This is a genomic window from Marinobacter sp. EVN1 (genome assembly GCF_000475375.1).
Taxonomy (GTDB): Bacteria; Pseudomonadota; Gammaproteobacteria; order Pseudomonadales; family Oleiphilaceae; genus Marinobacter; species Marinobacter nauticus.
Map to the genome: position 1 here is coordinate 119,462 of NZ_AXCB01000012.1, position 19,673 is coordinate 139,134.

The following is a 19,673-nucleotide window of genomic DNA, read 5'->3' on the forward strand; positions in this document are numbered from 1 at the left end:
GTGAGGAGTGGCGGTTTTTTGTGGCCCTGTCTTTCTTAACGCGGCAGTCGACCCCGGAAGGGGTGCAGCGTTTTGAGCAGTTCCCGGAACAGCTTTGGATTGGCGACGACCAGTTGTCTGGCGGCTCCAACCGCGGGGTTGCCGGAGAAATCACCGGTCAGGGCGCCGGACTCCATGGCCAGTGTTACGCCCAGATCAAAATCTGCTGCCTGTGGTCGGAAGATCACGGCCGCATCCAGCAGGCCGGCAGACACGCGCGCGATATCCAGTGTCACGCAGCCGGAGGTGCGGAACATGGCCGTGTCGCGAGCCAGGACGGCTGCCATCTCGCCCCAGATCATCGGGTCGTCGCCCTGGCGGGCCTGGTCGAGGAGGTTGGTGGCCAGTGCTGCCTTGGCGGGCACTTTTACTTCGGATGTGCGCACGCGGCGGCTGTTCAGAACAGCACCGTGGCCTCGGCTCGCAGAGTACTCTTCGCCGGTAATCGGGTTAACCAGCAGCAGGTTTTCGGTGCGATTGTTCTTTTTCTGGGCCAGGGCAAGAACAAATTCGGGAATGCCTCGCACAAAATTGTCGCGGCCGAGAACCGGGAATATGTGCCAGCTTTTTTCGTGGTTGCCGGCGTCGGACTCGCCCAGAGGTGCGATCACATGATCCTTGTAGGCCTTTTCCAATTGTTCAGTGAAGTTGTCGTAAATGGACTGCTCCACTCGCTCCAGTTGCCGGTGGCGTTCGGACTCATCCTTGCCGTTAGGCTCCTGGCGCTCGAAATGGGCTTTCAGGTAGTCAGATCCCTGGCGGGCAACGCGCAGGGCCATTTTAATTGCTGGTTGCATCTGAGTGTTCATTATCCGGGTGTGTGAAGGCCGGCCATGATAGCAAAAACTGCCCCGCCTTGTACGTTTTTTGGCTTAGCAAAAGCACGGATACCACGGGGTTGAGGCATTTCCGGAGAGCAGGTTGGCCGGTAATTCTGGTATCATGCCGCTCTTTTATCACTTTTGTTGAAGTAACAGGCCCGATGACCATGAACAAGCCCGCGCTGTCGGTAGAAAGCACTGATACATACCATGATCAGGTTCGCATCGTCCTGGTGGAAACTACCCACTCGGGCAATATCGGCGCTGTCGCCCGCGCCATGAAAAACATGGGGCTTGGAAATCTCTGGCTGGTGAACCCAAAGTCGTTTCCGGACGAAGCCTCCTATGCCCGGGCTTCATCGGCGTCGGATGTGCTGGATCGGGCTCAGGTAGTTTCCAGTCTTGATGAGGCGTTGTCAGACTGTGTCCTGGTGATGGGTACCAGCGCACGCGGGCGGAAGGTCCCTTGGCCCGTTATTTCCCCGCCCCAGGCTGCCGTCACCGCGGCGGAAAACAGTGCTCGTGGTCCAGTCGCCCTGGTGTTCGGGCGTGAGAGCAATGGGTTGTCCAATGAAGAGCTTCAGCGCTGCCATTATCACATCCATATTCCCTCGAACCCGGACTACAGCTCACTGAATCTGGCAATGGCGGTGCAGGTGGTTTGTTATGAATTGAGGATGCATTATCTTCGTGGGCTTGAAGAGGTGGAAAGCAGTCCCTACCTTGAGTCCATGGTCGAACCCGGGGACCGCGGATGGGATGTGCCGCCCGCGACGGTGAATGATGTTGAAGGATTTTTCGGTCATCTCGAGCAGGTATTGCAGGATGTGGATTTTCATCGCCGGGAGAACCCCAGGCAGTTGATGACACGGTTGCGCCGGTTGTTTCAGCGGGCAAAGCTGGACCAGATGGAAATCAATATTCTCCGGGGTATTCTGACATCGGTTCAGAAGGCCGCCGGTGCCCGCGAAGGGGTGGGCAGGAAAACGACAGCGGCTGGCGCCGTGGATGAGGGGCAGGAATAACACCATGTTTGAGCGTTTACGGGAAGATGTAAAAAGCGTATTTCACCGGGATCCGGCGGCCAGGAACACCTTTGAAGTGTTGACCAACTACCCGGGATTGCACGCGCTGTTGTTTCACCGCTTCTCCCACTGGCTGTGGAGCATGGGGCTGAAGTGGCTGGCGCGGACGATTTCGACGCTGGCGAGATGGTTTACCGGTATAGAGATTCATCCTGGCGCAACCATTGGTCGCCGCTTCTTTATCGACCATGGCATGGGTGTGGTGATTGGTGAAACCACGGTGATTGGAGACGACGTCACGCTTTACCAGGGCGTGACGCTTGGCGGCACCAGCTGGAACAAGGGCAAGCGGCATCCAACCATCGGTAATGGTGTGGTCGTGGGCGCTGGCGCGAAGATTCTTGGGCCATTTGAGGTGGGTGAGGGTGCGAAGATCGGCTCCAACTCTGTGGTGACCAAGGCGGTTCCGCCTGGCGCAACCGTGGTCGGTATACCGGGCCGGGTAATCGTCAAGCGCAAAGGTGAAGACGACGTGCGCCGCAAGGAGATGGAGGAGCGAATGGGCTTCGACGCCTACGGCGTAACCGAGGAAATGCCGGATCCGGTCGCGAGATCGGTCAGGGCATTGCTGGACCACATGCATGCGGTGGACGATCGGATTGAGAATATGTGCAAGGCGCTTCGCAAGGTGAACGCCGAGTATCAGAATGGCGAGTTGCCTCCCTTGCATGATGAGGATTTCGACTGCGTTCGCGATGAGTCTGATGAGCGGGAGCGTGGCTGAATACTTGACTGTTTTAGTTGGTCAATTCATACTCGCTCCAGTGAATCGAGATTCAATCCCATCATTGGGGCTGAGGTTATGAAACTGACCACGAAAGGCCGCTATGCCGTTACGGCAATGCTGGATCTTGCGCTGCATGCAGCGCAGGGGCCGGTGAGTCTGGCGGATATTTCAGCCCGACAGGAAATTTCCCTTTCTTACCTGGAGCAGCTTTTCTCGCGCCTGCGCAGGCAAAAATTGGTGGTAAGTGTACGTGGCCCCGGTGGCGGTTATCGCCTGAGCCGCTCCGCAGATGAGGTTTTCGTGGCTGAAGTGGTCGACGCTGTGAGTGAGTCCCTTGATACTACGCGTTGCGGTAACAAAGGTGACTGCCAGAACGGCGAGAAATGCCTCACCCACCATCTCTGGTCTGATCTCAGTGACCAGATTCATCAATTCCTGAGTGAAATCAGCCTCGGGGATCTGATGCGCAAACACGAAATCCGGCAAGTGGCTGATCGTCAGAATCGCAAGCAGTCTGATGAAAGTGCCGACGCTATCAATACCCAAAGACTGACTGACCAGGCCACGGCCTGATAACCCGACCTCTTTTGCCTATGAAAAAGCCCGTCTATCTGGACTATGCGGCAACGACGCCCGTTGATCCCGTCGTTGCTGAAGACATGATGAAGTACCTGACCCTGGATGGGGTGTTTGGCAATCCGGCTTCCCGCTCCCATGGTTATGGCTGGCAGGCCGAAGCCGCCGTTGAAAATGCTCGTCGACAGGTGGCGGATCTGATCCATGCAGACCCCCGGGAGATTGTCTGGACTTCCGGGGCTACCGAATCCGACAATCTTGCCATCAAGGGTGTGGCGGAGCTACGCGATAATCCCCATATCGTGACATCCCGCATTGAGCACAAGGCTGTCATTGATACCTGTAAGTGGCTGGAGCAGCAGGGCATTGAGGTTACCTGGCTGGAGCCGGGAGTTGATGGCAGGGTGTCCGTTGAGTCTGTCGAATCCGCGCTTCGGGATAATACGGCCCTGGTCAGCCTGATGATGGTCAACAATGAGCTTGGGTCGCTGACCGACATCCGCGCAATCGGCCGGTGCTTGAGAAAGCGTGGCGTGCTGTTCCATGTTGATGCCGCCCAGGCCGCCGGCAAGCTGCCAGTGGATGTTGCGGATCTTGAGGTGGATTTGCTCTCTCTTTCGGCTCACAAGGTTTATGGCCCGAAAGGCGTAGGGGCGCTGTATGTCCGGCGAGCGTCGGAGGTTCGCATTGCAGCACAGATGCATGGCGGCGGACATGAGCGCGGCATGCGATCGGGCACACTGGCCACGCATCAGATCGTGGGCATGGGGCGGGCCTTCGAGCTGGCACGTACCGGGCTTGATGCCGAAATAAGTAAACTGGAACAGATGCGCGCGGCGTTCCTGGACGGGCTTGAGGGGCTTGACGGAGTTCACTTTAATGGCAGTCGGGAACATCGTGTGCCAGGTATTGTCAATCTGTCGTTTGAGGGTGTTGAAGCCGAGTCGTTGATGCTCGGCCTTCGCAACCTTGCGGTGTCCTCGGGCTCCGCCTGCGCTTCAGCAACGGTCGAGCCTTCTTATGTATTGCGAGGAATAGGCGTCAGCGATGAGCTGGCTCACCGGGCGCTCAGGTTCTCCTTTGGCAGGTTCACCACCGAAGAGGAGGTTGCATTTGCCTGTTCCCAGATTGTTGAAGTTGTGGAGCGACTTCGCTCGGTGCGGTAGGCAGTTGCACCCTGACTGCGTATAATCCCACCTCTGAATTTTCAACCCTGAACTAACTGGAGAAATACCATGGCAAACGAGCGCACGCTCTCCATTATCAAGCCCGACGCAGTCGCCAAGAACGTGATCGGCGAAATCTACAGCCGTTTCGAGAAGGCGGACCTGAAAATCGTTGCTGCCAAGATGATGCACCTTACTCAGGAGCAGGCTGAGGGCTTTTACGCCGAGCACAAAGAGCGCCCGTTCTTTAATGATCTGGTTGCATTCATGACCTCTGGCCCGGTTGTGGTTCAGGTGCTGGAAGGCGAGGGCGCCATCCTGAAGAATCGTGAGCTGATGGGTGCTACCAACCCTAAAGAAGCCGAAGCTGGCACCATTCGTGCTGATTTTGCTTCCTCCATCGACGCTAACGCTGTCCATGGTTCTGACTCCGCTGCCTCCGCTGAGCGTGAAGTGGCTTATTTCTTCAACGACAACGAAATCTGCCCGCGCGGCTGAGGTTGTTGTTTCAGGGGTGCCCGGCAGGGTGCCCCTGAATTGGTTATCTGATCGAGGTTATGTGATGACGGGCGCCGCCGATAAAGTGAATCTTCTGGGAATGCCCAAGGCAAAACTGGAGGCGTTTTTTGAAACCCTGGGGGAAAAGCGTTTCCGAGCCCAGCAGGTTCTCCAGTGGATGCATCAGCGCGGTGTTGATGACTTCGATCAAATGACCAATATGAGCAAGTCGCTGCGCGAACAGCTCAAGGCAGTTGCCGAGATTCGTGGCCCTGAGGTCGTTTATGATGAGACTTCAAAAGACGGCACCCGTAAATGGGTCATGCGCATGGACAACGGTAACAGCGTTGAAACCGTCCTGATTCCGGACGGCGAGCGTGGAACTCTGTGCGTGTCCTCGCAAATCGGTTGCAGCCTCGACTGTACATTCTGCTCTACTGGCAAGCGTGGTTTTAACCGTAATCTGACTGCCGCGGAGATCATTGGTCAGGTATGGGTTGCACGACGGGCGTTCATGCCGTTCGATCCCAATGACCGACCTATCACCAACGTGGTGATGATGGGGATGGGCGAACCCCTGCTTAATTTTGAGAACGTGGTCGATGCCATGAATCTCATGATGGAAGATCTGGCCTATGGCATCTCAAAGCGTCGGGTAACGCTCAGTACATCCGGAGTGGTGCCCGCACTGGATCGTCTCGGCGAAGTTACCGATGTTTCACTGGCCATCTCACTCCATGCACCTAATGATGAATTGAGAAACCAGCTGGTTCCTCTGAACAAGAAATATCCGATTGCCGAACTGCTGGCAGCGACTCGGCGCTACCTTTCACGGCTGCCGGACAAGCGCAAAGCCACGATCGAGTACACGGTAATTGAAGGCGTGAATGATCAACCTGAACACGCCCGGGAGTTGGTTGTTTTGCTGAAAGGGCTACCGTGCAAGATCAACCTGATTCCTTTCAACCCGTTCCCGGAAAGTGACTTCCGCCGGCCAAGCATGAATGCAACCCGGAGATTCCAGACCGTACTCAACGAGGCCGGCTACGTCACGACGATCCGGACTACCCGCGGTGACGACATTGATGCTGCCTGCGGCCAGTTGGTAGGGCGGGTCGAAGACCGTACGCGGAGAAGCCAGCGTTATATCGCAGTACAACAGGTCAACCCCTGATAACCGGCGGGTAAGACAACAGGAGAAGGTGTTTGTTGATGGCAAAGGACGTTACCGTGAAACTCGTTTCCGCTGTGGTTCTGGTTATCGGGGTCATGTTATCGGGCTGTGTCACCACCACCGACAGCCGGTTCAGCCGTGAAGCCGACCGACAGAAAGCCCTCAACAATTACGTTCAGCTGGCGACCGCTTACATTGGACAGGGGAATCTGGATCGTGCTCGAAATCACCTGGAACGGGCATTGGAACTGGACAGCAAAAGCGCACCCGCATTGGCTGCCCGAGGGCTTGTACTGAGCGCCGAGGGCGAAGAAGAACTGGCGGAGAAGAGTTTCCGCGATGCCATTGCCTCAGATGGTGATTACACCCGGGGGCGAGTGTATTACGGCGCTTTCCTGTATAGCCTTGAGCGGTTTGAGGAGGCCCGCGATCAGTTCCGGACAGCCTCGCGAGATACCGAATACAAAGACCGGGGGGCGGTTTTTTATAATCTGGGGCTGACTGAAGAGCGCCTTGGTTCGCTGGAATCTGCTGAAGCCGCCTACCGGCGTGCGGTGGAGCTCACGCGGGGTGAGGCCCGTACCTTGTTGTCCCTCTCGCGGGTTCTGGTTGAACAGGATGACTATTCCCAGGCTTCCCGTTACTACAGCCGCCTTCAGACCATGATACAGCGCAATACCCGGTTGACGCATTCACCGGAGAGTCTGTATACCGGTATCCGGATTGCCCGGCATTTCCAGGATAGGGATCAGGAAGCCAGCCTGGCATTGTTGCTCAGAAACGAGTATCCGGAATCTGTCGAATATCAACAATATAAGGTACTGATTGCCAATGACCGGTGAGGAGCAGTCACAGCCAGCTTCCGAGGCCTCGGTTGGCCAGCAGCTCAGGCGTGCCCGGGAGAAGCTAGGGCTCAGCGTTTCAGACATTGCAGATCAGCAACACCTTCGCCCTTCGGTAATCCAGTCCATTGAGGAAGGGGATTACAGTAAGGTCGATACCGAGTTGTTTCTGAAAGGGTACGTTCGAACCTATGCCCGCCAGGTGAAGCTCGATGCTGACGCTCTGATAGCAGCGTTGGACTCCGAACTCGAGCCCCTGCGCCAGCAACGTGAGCAGGAGCAGCAGGCCAACCCGCTGGTGGATATTGAGCGCAAGAAAAAACGTAAGCGGCAGATTGCCAAACTGGTTGTGTTGCTGGCATTCCTCGGGGTAGTTGGCTTTCTGGCGTATAGCTATCTCGTAAAACCGGTGTCGGAGCCGGTTCAAAGTAATGCCGACGGAATCTCGGAGGCTCTGGAAGCACAGAGTGGCGAGGCCGTTAGCGATGCCAGTGCTAGACCGGAAGATGCGCCCTCCGTTATCGAAGAGGCTGAACAGCCGGCCGAACCGGAACAGATGGATTCCGGCACCGGTTCAGTCGGAAACGTTGAAACAGAGAACGGCGCCGTGACGGATACTGAAGCTCTGAGCGAACCGACCGCCAGTGGAGGCCTCGGCCAGGAAGAGTTGCTGTCAGAGCAGCCTTCGGTGGAACAGCCGCCCGTTGTTGCGCAATCCCCGGATCCCGCTCTGACCGAGTCTGAAGTGATGGAGGACCCGGTTGAAACCGTGAGGTTGGCCATGACGTTCAGCGACGACTGCTGGATTCAGGTCACAGATGGTGCGGGCAATCGACTGGCCAGTGCATTACGCCGAGAGGGCGATGCCCTGGACGTGAGCGGACAGCCACCGCTCAGAGTTGTGGTGGGCGCCATGAGCGCGGTGGAGTCCCTGGAGTTTCAGGGCGAACCGATGGATCTTGGTAATTTTCGCGTCGTAAATAACCGGTCAGAGTTTACGCTCGAGCCCTGAGCAGAATTTTCTTCCCAAAGATTTCTGGTTGAATCCCATGAAACAAGAGTCTCCGATCAAAAGACGTAAATCCCGTCAGATCATGGTAGGTAATGTTCCCGTTGGCGGCGATGCGCCCATTGCGGTGCAGAGCATGACCAATACCAATACCTGCGACGTAGACGCAACAGTCACACAGATCAAGGCTATCCAGGAGGCCGGAGCGGATATCGTGCGGGTGTCGGTTCCGTCCATGGAGGCGGCTGAGGCCTTTGGCAAGATTCGCCAGCAGGTCTCGTTACCGTTGGTGGCCGATATCCATTTTGACTACAAGATAGCGCTCCGAGTTGCAGAGCTTGGTGTGGACTGCCTGCGCATCAATCCCGGTAACATTGGCCGGGACGATCGGGTCAGTGCGGTAATCAGTGCTGCCCGGGACCGCAACATTCCGATCAGGATCGGCGTAAACGCGGGTTCACTGGAAAAAGCGCTTCAACGCAAATACGGCGAGCCCACGCCGGAAGCGCTGGTAGAGTCGGCCATGCGTCATATCGACATCCTGGACAAACACGATTTTCAGGACTTCAAGGTCAGCCTGAAAGCGTCTGAAGTGTTCATGACCGTCGCGGCCTACCGCCTTATCGCCTCCCAGATTGAGCAACCGCTGCACCTGGGTATCACTGAGGCCGGTGGATTCCGCTCTGGTACGGTCAAGTCCTCCATTGGCCTGGGCATGCTGTTGATGGATGGCATTGGGGACACCATTCGGGTTTCGCTTGCCGCCGACCCGGTTCAGGAAATCAAAGTCGGCTTCGACATTCTCAAAAGTCTTCGGTTACGCAGCCGCGGCATTAACTTTATAGCCTGCCCAAGTTGTTCCCGTCAGAACTTTGATGTTATCCAGACCATGAATGATCTGGAGGCCCGGCTTGAGGATGTGAACACCTCCATGGATGTGGCCATTATTGGCTGTATTGTTAATGGTCCCGGTGAGGCAAAGGTGGCGGATATCGGTCTGACCGGTGGCACACCGAAAAATCTGTTCTATATGGCCGGAAAGCCAAACCAGAAGCTGGACAACGCGACGCTGGTGGACGACCTTGAACGCCTGATTCGCGAGGAAGTGTCACGGCGCGAGGACCAGGACAGCGCAGTCATCGCCAAGTCCTCAGACTGATCAGAACCGATTTCAGAAACCTATCAGGATATTATTTTGGCAAAGATTCAGGCAATCCGGGGGATGAACGATATTCTCCCAGACCAGACACCGGTCTGGCAGTACGTTGAATCCACCGTTCGACGGGTTCTCGGGCAGTACGGCTATCAGGAAATCCGTATGCCAGTGGTCGAACATACCGAGTTGTTCAAACGATCGATCGGTGAAGTCACTGACATCGTCGAAAAAGAGATGTATACCTTTGAAGACCGCAACGGCGATAGCCTTACACTGCGGCCCGAAGGTACGGCCGGGTGCGTGCGTGCAGCGGAAGAGCATGGGCTGCTCTTTAATCAGACCCGGCGGCTTTGGTACACCGGTCCGATGTTCCGGCATGAGCGGCCACAGAAAGGCCGTTACCGCCAGTTTCATCAGATTGGTGTGGAATGCTTCGGTATGGCCGGCCCTGACATTGATGCTGAGCTGTTGATCCTGACGGCGCGCCTGTGGAGCGCCCTGGGGTTGTCCGACCATGCCAGACTCGAGATCAACTCCATCGGTACCAGCGACTCCCGGAAAGTCTACCGTCAGGCCCTGGTTGCCTATCTGGAGCAATATCAGGATAAGCTCGACGATGACAGCAAGCGCCGGTTAACCACGAATCCTTTGCGAATACTGGACAGCAAGGATCCGGCCACGCGGGAGATTTTGCAGGGCGCACCGAGCCTGGACGACTATCTGGATGATGAATCGCGCCAGCATTTTGAACAACTGAAAGCGATGCTGGATGCGGCGGGCGTTGCCTACACGGTAAACCCGGCCCTGGTGCGCGGACTGGACTATTACGGCAAAACCGTGTTCGAGTGGATTACCGACAGCCTGGGTGCCCAGGGCACGATCTGTGCCGGTGGCCGTTACGATGGTCTGGTGGAGCAACTTGGAGGCAAACCCACCGTAGCGGTGGGCTTCGCCATGGGGCTGGAGCGACTGATTCTGTTACTGGAAACCCTGGAACTGGTCCCCGAACATGTGAACAATCGAGCCGATGTTTACGTTACAGCCATGGGGGACCAGGCGGTAGCACCGGCGATGTCGTTGGCAGAAACGCTACGAAATGAATTGCCGGGCCGGATTGTGGTCTCACACTGTGGTGGCGGTAGCTTCAAGAGCCAGATGAAGAAAGCAGACCGCAGTGGCGCACGCTTTGCGGTGATTCTGGGCGAAAACGAAATCGCCCAGGGTACGGCGGGGCTTAAGCCGTTACGTGACGATCAGCCCCAACAAGAAATCGCTCAGGCAGACCTGGCAGGTGTTCTCGCCGGTTTGCTGTAAGCATAGTCTATATAAACAGGCAGTTTTAACGAATAACAGGAGTTTTCATGGCGGAGTTGCGCACCGAAGAAGAACAGGTCCAGGCGATCAAGGACTGGTGGAAAAATAACGGAAGCTCGCTGCTCATCGGTATTGGTGCGGCTCTTGCCATCGTCTTCGGATGGCAGGCCTGGCAGAACCATCAGGCGCAACAACGCGCCGAAGCCGCTAACCAGTTTGCCAATCTGCTGAACGCGTTCTCCTCTGCCGATGAAGAGTCTGCCGACACCGTGGGATTTGTGGCGGAGACACTGAGAGACGAACACGGCGACAGCGCCTACGCCATCTATGGCAACCTGGTTCTGGCACGGCAGCAAATGGTTGAGGGTGAGGATCCCGGGGCCGCTGTTGAAACACTGAGCTGGGCACTGGAAAAAGCGGCCGGTCACCCGGCTCTGGAGCTGGTGATTCGTAATCGTCTTGCCCGGGCCCAGTTTGCCGCTGGCGAACACGATGCCGCGCTTGCCACTCTGGACAACGCCACGGACGCCGATGCCTTCGCGGCCATCTTCTCCGAGTTGAAAGGCGATGTTCTGTTGGCCAAGGGCGATCGGGACGGTGCGCGTGAGGCGTATCTGGCGGCACGAGAGCAGAGCCAGCAGGGCCGTAGCGGCATTCTTGAACTGAAACTGTCAGACCTCGGTGTCGGGGAGGACGCTTGATGTTCGTTGGGCGCACGCTCAAGGTCGGGCTTGGCTCGGTGTTTTGTGGTCTGTTGGTCGGAATCGCCGGGTGCAGCAGTACGGACACCTTTGAGCAACCCGCTCCTGTGCCTGAAATTAGCGAAACTGTTGAACTGGACACCGTATGGAGCATGTCCGTTGGTGACGGCCATGACGATCAGTTGCTTCAGATCGCGCCTCTTTACGCCGGCGACCTGATTTACGCGGCTTCCGCTGACGGGGTTGTTGCGACGGTCAGGCCGGCGGACGGCGAGGTTATCTGGCAGAAAGACTACGATGAGCAGTTCTTTGCCGGCCCGGGCGCTGATGCCCGGCACCTCTATATGGTCACCCGGGATGCTGAGCTGGTGGCTCTGTCATCGGAGGACGGTACCGAGGCCTGGCGGGTACCTCTGCCCACCGAGGTTCTGGCCGCGCCTCAATCCAACGGTAACCTCGTGGTTGTGCAAACCACCGATGGCCGTGTGATTGCCCACGACGCAGCGACGGGTGAGCGCCGCTGGCAATATGAGGCTCAAGTGCCGGTACTGACCGTGCGCACCGCAGCCGCACCTTTGGTGGGTGGAGATATTGTGATCTCCTCGTTTGCCAACGGTCGCGTCATTGCACTTACCGCCGCGGACGGGCAGCCAGTGTGGCAGTATGAGGTCGGTCAGCCCCAGGGTCGTACCGAACTGGAACGCCTGGTGGATATAGGCGGTCAGCCGCTGGTTCTGGATTCTGCCATTATGGTCGTCGGTTATCAGGGTAAGCTGGCGCTGGTGGATATTCGTTCCGGGCAGGAAATCTGGAGCCGTCGGGCATCAAGCTTTTACTCGCCCGCGATTGGTAACGGCAATATCTTTCTGTCATCCGCCAACGGCGATATCGTAGCGCTCCGTGGCAGCGACCGGCGTGAGCTCTGGGTTCAGGATAGCCTGTCCTGGCGCCAGCTGACCCGTCCGGCTGTTTCAGGTGACTACCTCGTTGTGGGCGACTTTGAAGGCTATCTGCATGTACTGTCGACCGTCGATGGCAGTCTGCAGGGTCAACGTGAGTTCGATAGTGACGGTATCCGCGTACCGGTTCAGGTGATCGAAGATGGTAACCTGTTGGTTTATGGAAATGGCGGAAAGATGGCCGTCCTGAGAATTGAGCAGGACGACTGAGCACGCCCCGATACGTTTATGCCCGGCCCAGGCTTTAGCCTGCGATGCCGGGTTTCTGGTTTCTTGAATAGCAGATCAATATGACCCCAGTTATCGCCCTTGTAGGCCGCCCCAACGTTGGTAAGTCCACGTTGTTTAACCAGATGACCCGCTCAAGGGATGCCCTTGTGGCGGACTTTCCCGGGCTGACCCGGGACCGCAAATACGGTGAGGGCAACTACGAAGGCCAGAAGTTCATCGTTATCGATACCGGCGGCCTGACCGGCGATGAAGCCGGTATCGACGCCGAAATGGCTCGCCAGTCAATGCAGGCCGTAGAAGAAGCGGACATTGTGCTGTTTCTTGTGGACGGTCGGGCAGGGCTGACGGCAGGCGATGAAATGATCGCGGATTATCTGCGCAAATCGGGCAAACAGGCTCATCTGGTGGTTAACAAGACTGATGGCCAGGATCCGGACGTGGCGGCAGCGGACTTCTACAGCTTGGGGTTTGAGTCCACGTTTCTGATTGCGGCGGCCCATAACCGCGGCATTCTGTCTTTGTTGGAAGCGCTGCTGCCGGAACCGGAAAATCCGGAAGATCAGGATCGGGCAGATCGCTACCCGGGTATCCGGATTGGTGTGGTGGGGCGGCCGAATGTGGGCAAGTCTACTTTGGTTAATCGCATGCTCGGTGAAGACCGGGTGGTGGTGTATGACATGCCGGGCACTACCCGTGACAGCGTATACATTCCCTATGAGCGCCAGGGCCATGAGTACACGCTGATTGACACCGCCGGTGTTCGGCGCCGCAAGAATGTTCGTGAGGCGGTGGAGAAGTTCTCCATTATCAAGACGCTGCAGGCAATTGATGATGCCCATGTCGTGATTCTGGTGATCGATGCCCGGGAGGGGCTGGTGGACCAGGATCTGCACCTGATCGGGTTTGTACTGGATGCGGGCCGCTCGCTGGTGATCGCCATCAATAAATGGGACGGAATGGATCCGGAAGACCGTGACCGGGTGAAAGAACAGGTAGCCAGACGCCTGGATTTCCTGGATTACGCGGACAAGTATTATATCTCCGCGCTGCACGGCACGGGCGTGGGAACCATGTATGAGTCGGTACAGGCCTGCTACGAATCCGCGATGGCAAAGTGGCCAACCAACCGGTTGACCGAGATCCTCCAGGATGCCGTGGCGCAACACCAGCCGCCGATGGTTCATGGTCGTCGCATCAAGTTACGATACGCCCACCAGGGGGGCTCCAACCCGCCGGTTGTGGTGGTGCATGGTAATCAGGTGGATTCACTGCCTGGCGCTTACAAGCGTTACCTTGAAAATACCTTCAGAAAGGTGCTGAAAGTCGTGGGTGCGCCGATACGGTTTGAATTCAAGTCTGGCGAAAACCCGTTCGCAACCAAGGTCGACCGGATGACGCCCCGTCAAAAGGTCAAGAAAGACAACGATCTGAAGAAAGGACGCCGGATCAAGAAAACCCGGCAGAAAAGCGTTAAACGCTGATCTGCCGGAGCCGTTCCTGCCAGGAGCCCCGATCAGGCGGCTCCTGCATCCTCCACCTGTTTGGCCTGTACCGCCGTCAAGGCAATGGTGAAGACAATGTCTTCCACCAGGGCCCCGCGAGACAGATCGTTTACCGGTTTCCGCAAGCCCTGGAGCATGGGTCCCACGCTGACGACATTGGCACTGCGCTGCACAGCCTTGTAGGTGGTGTTTCCGGTGTTGAGATCCGGGAATACAAATACGGTAGCCTTGCCGGCCACCTTGCTGTCCGGAGCTTTGGATTTTGCCACGCTCTCAATGGCTGCTGCGTCGTATTGCAGCGGACCGTCAATGAGCAGATCCGGGCGCCGTTCCCGGGCAATGCGTGTGGCTTCCCGAACCTTGTCGACATCCTCGCCGCTGCCGGATTCGCCGGTGCTGTAGCTGATCATGGCAACCACGGGTTCAATACCAAAGGCTTCAGCAGACTCGGCGCTCTGGATGGCAATGTCGGCGAGCTCCTCGGCGTTCGGGTCCGGATTGATGGCGCAGTCGCCGTATACCAGCACCTGCTGTGGCAGCAACATGAAAAATACCGATGACACCACCTTGGCGTTGTCGTGGGTCTTGATCAGCTGCAGGGCAGGGCGCACGGTGTTGGCCGTGGTATGAATGGCGCCGGATACCAGCCCATCGGCTTCGTCCATGGCCACCATCATGGTACCCAGAACGACGTTGTCCTCCAGCATGGCTTCGGCCATATCCGGTGTCAGGCCTTTGTGCTTTCTCAGCTCCACCATAGGCGCCACGTAACGCTCGCGCACCGATTGCGGGTCGATGATTTCCAGGTCTTTTGGCAGTTCCACACCCTGGGAGGCGGCCACCGAGCGAATTTCGTGTGGTTCACCGATTAACGCGCAATGAGCCAGGTTACGTTGATGGCAGATAATGGCTGCCTGAATCGTTCTGGGTTCGCTGCCTTCTGGCAGGACGATCCGCTTGGCCGCAGCCCGGGCTCTTTCCGAAAGCTGATAGCGGAATGCCGGAGGCGAAAGCCGGCGTTGGCGCTGGACTTTCAGATGCTCCTGCAGCCACTGGGTATTGATTCGCCGGGCTACGGACTCCATCGCTTCCTCAATACGCTCCGGGTCATCAATGGGAATGGCGGAAGACAGATTGGCCAGCAGGTGGGCGCTCTCGTAGGTATTGGTTTCCGAGCTCAGCACTGGCAAACCGGTGTCCAGTGCCCGCCGACACAACTCTATAACCCGTTCGTCCGGCATCAGGCCGCCTGTCAGCATCAGCCCGGCAAGCGGGACACCATTGAGGGCGGCGACGGCCGTGGCCACTACGATATCCTCGCGATCACCAGGGGTGACCATCAGGGTGCCTGGCTTGAGGGTGTCGGTCATGTTGCGGATGGATCTGGCGCACACTGATACCCGCTGCACCCGCCGTGAGTGCATTTGCCCTTCGTGCAGTACCGGAACACCAAGCTCCCGGGCAACATCCGAAACCCGCGGTGCCAGCAGTTGGGGTTGCCAGGGAATCTGTGCCAGCAACTGAAAGCGGCCGTTGGCGAACACTTTGCAGGAGGCGTGATAGTCGGTTTCGATGGTTTCATTAGCAGGGGGATGGTCCAGTGCCATACCGGACTTCTGTGGTTCTCCCACCTTGTTAAGAATGACCGCAATCACGTCCGGATCCGACGGTGCCGCAAACAGGCGCGAGGAGAAATCCAGGTCATCATCGAGCTCGCTGGCAGTACAGCTCTTCGGTGTGCTCACCAGGATCACTTCGGAACCGAGATTGCGGGCGACTTCCACGTTCAGCCGCGCGATATAGGCTTCGGTTCTGTCCGGAACCAATCCTTCAATGATGACCACATCCGCTTCGTTGGCGACTTTCTGGTATTCACCGACGACGTTCTCCATCAGCAGGTCGGCTTTGCCGTGGTTCAACAGCTGCTGGGCTTTTTTCAGAGGAATCGGGTCGGGTGGTTCGAGGTGGCTGCGGGCACGCACAAAGGCCACCGAAGAATCCTTGCCGTCGTTATGAAGTGCTTCGCCTCTGTGTACGGACTGACTGAATGGCTTGTAAAAGCCGACGCTCACTCCTTCCCGTTCCAGGGCACGCAGAAGACCAAGGCATACGGATGTCAGGCCGGAGTCAAGAGAGGTTGGGGCTATGAAAAGACTTTTTGCCATGATTGTTCCAGGTTTCATTCTTCGGAGTGTTCGGTGTCGGCAGCGGCCAGGCGGGCGGCTTCTCGGGCAATCACCAGTTCTTCATTTGTGGGAATGACCAGCGCCGGATAACGCGAGTCCGGGGAACTGATGCGGCCATCACTCCAGCGCCCGTGATGCTCGTTGAGGTCCGGATCCAGCTCAATCCCAAGCAGGTGCAGATGTCGGGTTGTGTCCTGGCGAATGCGGGCACTGTTTTCACCGATGCCGCCAGTAAAGACCAGAGCGTCCAGTTTTGTCAGGGACGCGGTCATCGCTCCAATATACCGCGCCAGGCGGAAGCAGAATACGTCAATTGCCAACTGTGAGGGTTCGTGGCCATGGTCAGCCAGCTCACACAAGGTTCGCATGTCGTTGGTCTGGCCTGAGAGTCCCTGTAATCCGCTTTCTTTATTCAGCATCTCGTGGACGTCACCGGCACTCATACCCCGACTTGCCAGGTAGTCGAACAGCCCGGGATCGACATCCCCGCTGCGGGTGCCCATCACGAGTCCCTCAAGCGGAGTCAGACCCATGCTGGTATCGACGCTGAGCCCATTCTGGATCGCTGTAATGCTACAACCGTTACCCAGGTGGGCAGAGATAATTGAGGTGGTGGCCGGTGTCTTGTCCAGCAGACGAGCGGCCTCGTGTGCCATGAAATAATGACTGGTGCCGTGGAAGCCGTAACGACGCACTCCCCAGTCGCTGTAGCACCGTTCCGGTAGTGCGTATCGGTAAGCGCGCTCGGGCAGGGTCTGATGGTAAGCGGTATCGAACACCGCGACCTGTGGAACGTTCGGGAACAGCGCCTGCATGGCGCGAATGCCCGCGAGGTTTACCGGGTTATGCAGGGGGGCCAGCGCGGCGCATGCTTCAATGGCGGATACCGTTTGATCGTCAATTAACGAAGCTTCACGGAAGGTTTCGCCTCCATGCACCACTCGATGGCCAACAGCCATGGGTTCGCCCGTCATCAGAGCCCGGTCTTTAAATGCGTTGACCAGTGCCGCCAGCGCCTGGCTGTGGCTGGCACCGGAAGGTAAGTGAACCGGTGTTTCATCGCCATTGATGCGTGCAAAGGCATTGGATTGATTAAGTCTTTCCGCCAGGGCAGAGGTGATTTTCTGGTGGTCGTGATCAAACAGCGCGAGTTTCAGTGATGAACTGCCGCAGTTTACGACCAGGATTGAGTCGTCCATGGTTGTGCCGTATTGATTACTTTAGATTGGCCCGCTCATTGGTTTCGAGCCAGTGAATGAAGTCCTGCTCGGGCAGGGGGCGACTATAGAAGTAACCCTGGGAGTAGTCGCAATGCTCCGCTTTCAGGAAGTGAGTCTGGTCTTCTTCCTCAACCCCTTCGGCAACCACTTTCAGGCCTAGGCTGTGGGCCATGTTGATGATCGCGCGGACAAGGGAAGCATCTTCGTTTTCTTTCAGGACATCCTGAACAAATGACTTGTCGATTTTCAGGGTATCGAACGGATAGCTTTTCAGATAGCTGAGTGCCGAATAGCCAGTGCCGAAATCGTCGACCGACAAGCGGATTCCAACTTTGTCGAGTTGTTTGAGGATATCAGCGGTTTCGATGGAGTTGTCCAGAATCAGCCGTTCCGTGATTTCCAGTTCCAGTAGTTCCGGCCGTAAATTGCTGTCGTTCAGCGCGCGCATGATGGCGTCGGTAAACCCGGGGTCCCGGAACTGGCGTGGTGATACGTTGACGGCAATGCTGATCTCACGCCCGGTCATCGCCTGCCAGCAGTACGCGGCTTGACAGGCTTCCTTGATTACCCATTCGCCGATCGGAATGATCAGGCCGGTTTCCTCGGCCAGCGGAATAAAGCGATCTGGCATCACCATGCCCATGGCCGGATTGTTCCAGCGAAGCAGGGCTTCAGCCGCCACCAGGCCACCACTGGCGGTGTCGACAATGGGCTGGAAATAGAGCTCGAATTCACCCAGCTCCAGGGCCTTGCGCATGTGAGATTCCATTTGCAGACGCTCGTGAGAAACCTCGCTCATCTCCGGAGTAAAACGGGCATAGGCGCTCTTGCCTTTGTGTTTCGCCTCGTACATGGCCGCATCGGCGTGCTGGAGCAGGGTTCCGCTGTTATCCGAGTCGTCCGGGAAGGTGGCGATGCCAATACTGGTGGTGACAAACACTTCCTGGCCGCTGAGCATGAACGGCGGTGCGAAGGTTTTCAGAATACGTTCGGCAACCTGGGAAGAGGCGTCCGGCCCGTTCAGCCCCGGCAGCACCACAAGGAACTCATCACCACCCAGCCGCGCAACGGTACTGGTGCCGCGCAGGCAGCTGGAGATCCGGCGTGCGGCTTCAATCAGCAGGGTGTCACCGGCGTCGTGGCCGAGGGTATCGTTGATGTGCTTGAAGTTGTCCAGATCCAGGAACATCACCCCAACCTTGGACTCATCACGCCTTGCCTGGGCCAGCGCCAGTTTCAGGCGGTCCAGGGCAAGCATACGATTGGGTAGCCCGGTCAGGATGTCATAATTCGCTTGCCGCAACAGCTGTTGCTCGTAACGTTTGCGGATGCTGATGTCTTCCCCGAGTATCAGGTAACCGGTGGTTTCACCGTTATTGTCCTTGATAGGGGTGACCACAAGCTGTTCCCAGTAGCGCTCGCCATTTTTCCGTGTGCTGTTGACTTCGCCTTGCCAAACGCCCACGCGCTGTACCTGAAGCCTGATGGATTTCCAGAGCTGTCTGGCTTCGTGGGAATCCACACCAGGGTCAATGAGTGAGGAGGGATGCTTGCCGATGATTTCAGACGGGCTGTTCCCCGTCAGCTGGCTGAATTTCCGGTTCGCATATTCAATGCGCCATTGCCGGTCACAGATCAGAACCGAAGACGGGCTCTGGTCGATGGCTTTGGAGAATTTCCGGATTTCGGCTTCATCCCGTTCCCGCCTTGCGACGTCATCGGTGAGTCGCTCGCGCATCTGGTTGATGGCTTCAGTCACCATACCCAGCTCATCACGCTGGTAAGCAGGAGTATCCGGCCTGTCCAGCTCCAGAGGGCGTGAAAGATTTCGCAATGACAGATCCCGGGTGTAATCGGCCATGTCCGCCAGATGGCGAGTGACCAGATGGCGGAATATCCACAGAATCAGAATGGAAACAATGAATATGATCAGGAACTGAGTGGCAAGAATGAAGCCCACGCGGCGTCTTAGTTCATTATACACCCGGTGCAGACTGGCGGTGATGGTGAGCTCGCCCAGCCGGAATTCCGCATCGTCCCGGTAGATCAGCTCGAAACTGTGGGTGAGGGTATCTGTGTCTCGTGGGAGTTCGCCCATGACCAGTTCGGAGTCTGGTTCAATTCGGAGCCGGAGATGTTCGATATCGGGCAGGCTCAGAATGCCGTCCATCTGTGTTTGCAGGTGTTTTTGATCCAGCGCCCACAGACTCTGGGCAAGACTGGAGCGGTAACCGGACTCAATTACCTGCATCCGCTGTTCAATCTTGGACAGGTCCTCCCGGTAGTCTGAGTAGATCTGGATGCCGGATGCGAGCAGTGTAAAAGCAGAGCTGAACAGAAGGATCCATGCCACCAGCCGGAAAGATAAAGGAGAGGCTGCACGAAAACGTTTCAAACGCGTCGCAATGTCTGGCATGTCTTTGATTTTTCGACCATCCAAGGAAGTATCGGACATAGCAATTACAGA

General features: G+C 57.1%; 17 protein-coding genes. 13 read left to right on the forward strand and 4 right to left on the reverse strand.

What is annotated here, in order from left to right; translation table 11 throughout:
* Positions 1-35: 35 nt before the first annotated feature.
* The gene (locus Q674_RS25635; RefSeq protein ID WP_023008201.1) at positions 36-836 is read right to left on the reverse strand and encodes an inositol monophosphatase family protein; all 801 of its coding nucleotides are present in this window, start codon (positions 834-836) and stop codon (positions 36-38) included.
* A 191-nt stretch (positions 837-1,027) separates the two neighbouring features.
* Between Q674_RS25635 and trmJ the strand changes: the two genes are divergently transcribed.
* From trmJ to der, 13 genes are all read left to right on the forward strand, one after another.
* Complete coding sequence (gene trmJ, locus Q674_RS25640; protein WP_023008202.1) at positions 1,028-1,885, forward strand: tRNA (cytosine(32)/uridine(32)-2'-O)-methyltransferase TrmJ; 858 nt, start codon at positions 1,028-1,030, stop codon at positions 1,883-1,885.
* A 4-nt stretch (positions 1,886-1,889) separates the two neighbouring features.
* Complete coding sequence (gene cysE / locus Q674_RS25645) at positions 1,890-2,669, forward strand: serine O-acetyltransferase (protein ID WP_014421741.1); 780 nt, start codon at positions 1,890-1,892, stop codon at positions 2,667-2,669.
* A gap of 78 nt (positions 2,670-2,747) precedes the next feature.
* Complete coding sequence (gene iscR / locus Q674_RS25650; protein WP_023008203.1) at positions 2,748-3,245, forward strand: Fe-S cluster assembly transcriptional regulator IscR; 498 nt, start codon at positions 2,748-2,750, stop codon at positions 3,243-3,245.
* A 20-nt stretch (positions 3,246-3,265) separates the two neighbouring features.
* The gene (locus Q674_RS25655; protein ID WP_023008204.1) at positions 3,266-4,414 is read left to right on the forward strand and encodes an IscS subfamily cysteine desulfurase; all 1,149 of its coding nucleotides are present in this window, start codon (positions 3,266-3,268) and stop codon (positions 4,412-4,414) included.
* 69 nt (positions 4,415-4,483) lie between these two features.
* Entirely contained in the window at positions 4,484-4,912 is a 429-nt protein-coding gene (gene ndk, locus Q674_RS25660) for a nucleoside-diphosphate kinase (RefSeq protein WP_011784632.1), read from the forward strand.
* Positions 4,913-4,976: 64 nt separating this feature from the next.
* The gene (rlmN, locus tag Q674_RS25665) at positions 4,977-6,086 is read left to right on the forward strand and encodes a 23S rRNA (adenine(2503)-C(2))-methyltransferase RlmN (protein WP_023008205.1); all 1,110 of its coding nucleotides are present in this window, start codon (positions 4,977-4,979) and stop codon (positions 6,084-6,086) included.
* Between the two features lie 38 nt (positions 6,087-6,124).
* The gene (gene pilW / locus Q674_RS25670) at positions 6,125-6,928 is read left to right on the forward strand and encodes a type IV pilus biogenesis/stability protein PilW (RefSeq protein WP_023008206.1); all 804 of its coding nucleotides are present in this window, start codon (positions 6,125-6,127) and stop codon (positions 6,926-6,928) included.
* Positions 6,918-7,940 (forward strand): RodZ domain-containing protein, encoded by a 1,023-nt coding sequence (locus Q674_RS25675; protein WP_023008207.1) that lies wholly within the window; start codon positions 6,918-6,920, stop codon positions 7,938-7,940. The genes pilW and Q674_RS25675 overlap by 11 nt, the downstream gene beginning before the upstream one ends.
* A gap of 37 nt (positions 7,941-7,977) precedes the next feature.
* Positions 7,978-9,096 carry a flavodoxin-dependent (E)-4-hydroxy-3-methylbut-2-enyl-diphosphate synthase gene (gene ispG / locus Q674_RS25680; protein ID WP_011784636.1) on the forward strand — a complete coding sequence of 373 codons (1,119 nt, stop codon included), beginning with the start codon at positions 7,978-7,980 and terminating at the stop codon, positions 9,094-9,096.
* A gap of 33 nt (positions 9,097-9,129) precedes the next feature.
* The gene (gene hisS / locus Q674_RS25685; protein ID WP_200865912.1) at positions 9,130-10,407 is read left to right on the forward strand and encodes a histidine--tRNA ligase; all 1,278 of its coding nucleotides are present in this window, start codon (positions 9,130-9,132) and stop codon (positions 10,405-10,407) included.
* A gap of 47 nt (positions 10,408-10,454) precedes the next feature.
* Positions 10,455-11,108, forward strand: a complete 654-nt coding sequence (locus Q674_RS25690; protein ID WP_023008209.1) for a YfgM family protein — start codon at positions 10,455-10,457, stop codon at positions 11,106-11,108.
* Positions 11,108-12,277 carry an outer membrane protein assembly factor BamB gene (gene bamB, locus Q674_RS25695; RefSeq protein ID WP_023008210.1) on the forward strand — a complete coding sequence of 390 codons (1,170 nt, stop codon included), beginning with the start codon at positions 11,108-11,110 and terminating at the stop codon, positions 12,275-12,277. The genes Q674_RS25690 and bamB overlap by 1 nt, the downstream gene beginning before the upstream one ends.
* An 80-nt stretch (positions 12,278-12,357) precedes the next feature.
* Complete coding sequence (der, locus tag Q674_RS25700; protein WP_023008211.1) at positions 12,358-13,779, forward strand: ribosome biogenesis GTPase Der; 1,422 nt, start codon at positions 12,358-12,360, stop codon at positions 13,777-13,779.
* A 32-nt stretch (positions 13,780-13,811) separates the two neighbouring features.
* Here the strand turns inward: der and pta are convergent, their stop codons facing one another.
* The 3 genes from pta to Q674_RS25715 are packed head-to-tail and all read right to left on the reverse strand — an operon-like array spanning position 13,812 to position 19,661.
* Positions 13,812-15,965, reverse strand: a complete 2,154-nt coding sequence (gene pta, locus Q674_RS25705; protein WP_023008212.1) for a phosphate acetyltransferase — start codon at positions 15,963-15,965, stop codon at positions 13,812-13,814.
* Between the two features lie 14 nt (positions 15,966-15,979).
* Positions 15,980-17,185, reverse strand: a complete 1,206-nt coding sequence (locus Q674_RS25710; protein ID WP_023008213.1) for an acetate/propionate family kinase — start codon at positions 17,183-17,185, stop codon at positions 15,980-15,982.
* Positions 17,186-17,201: 16 nt separating this feature from the next.
* Positions 17,202-19,661, reverse strand: a complete 2,460-nt coding sequence (locus Q674_RS25715) for an EAL domain-containing protein (protein ID WP_023008214.1) — start codon at positions 19,659-19,661, stop codon at positions 17,202-17,204.
* Positions 19,662-19,673 lie beyond the last annotated feature (12 nt).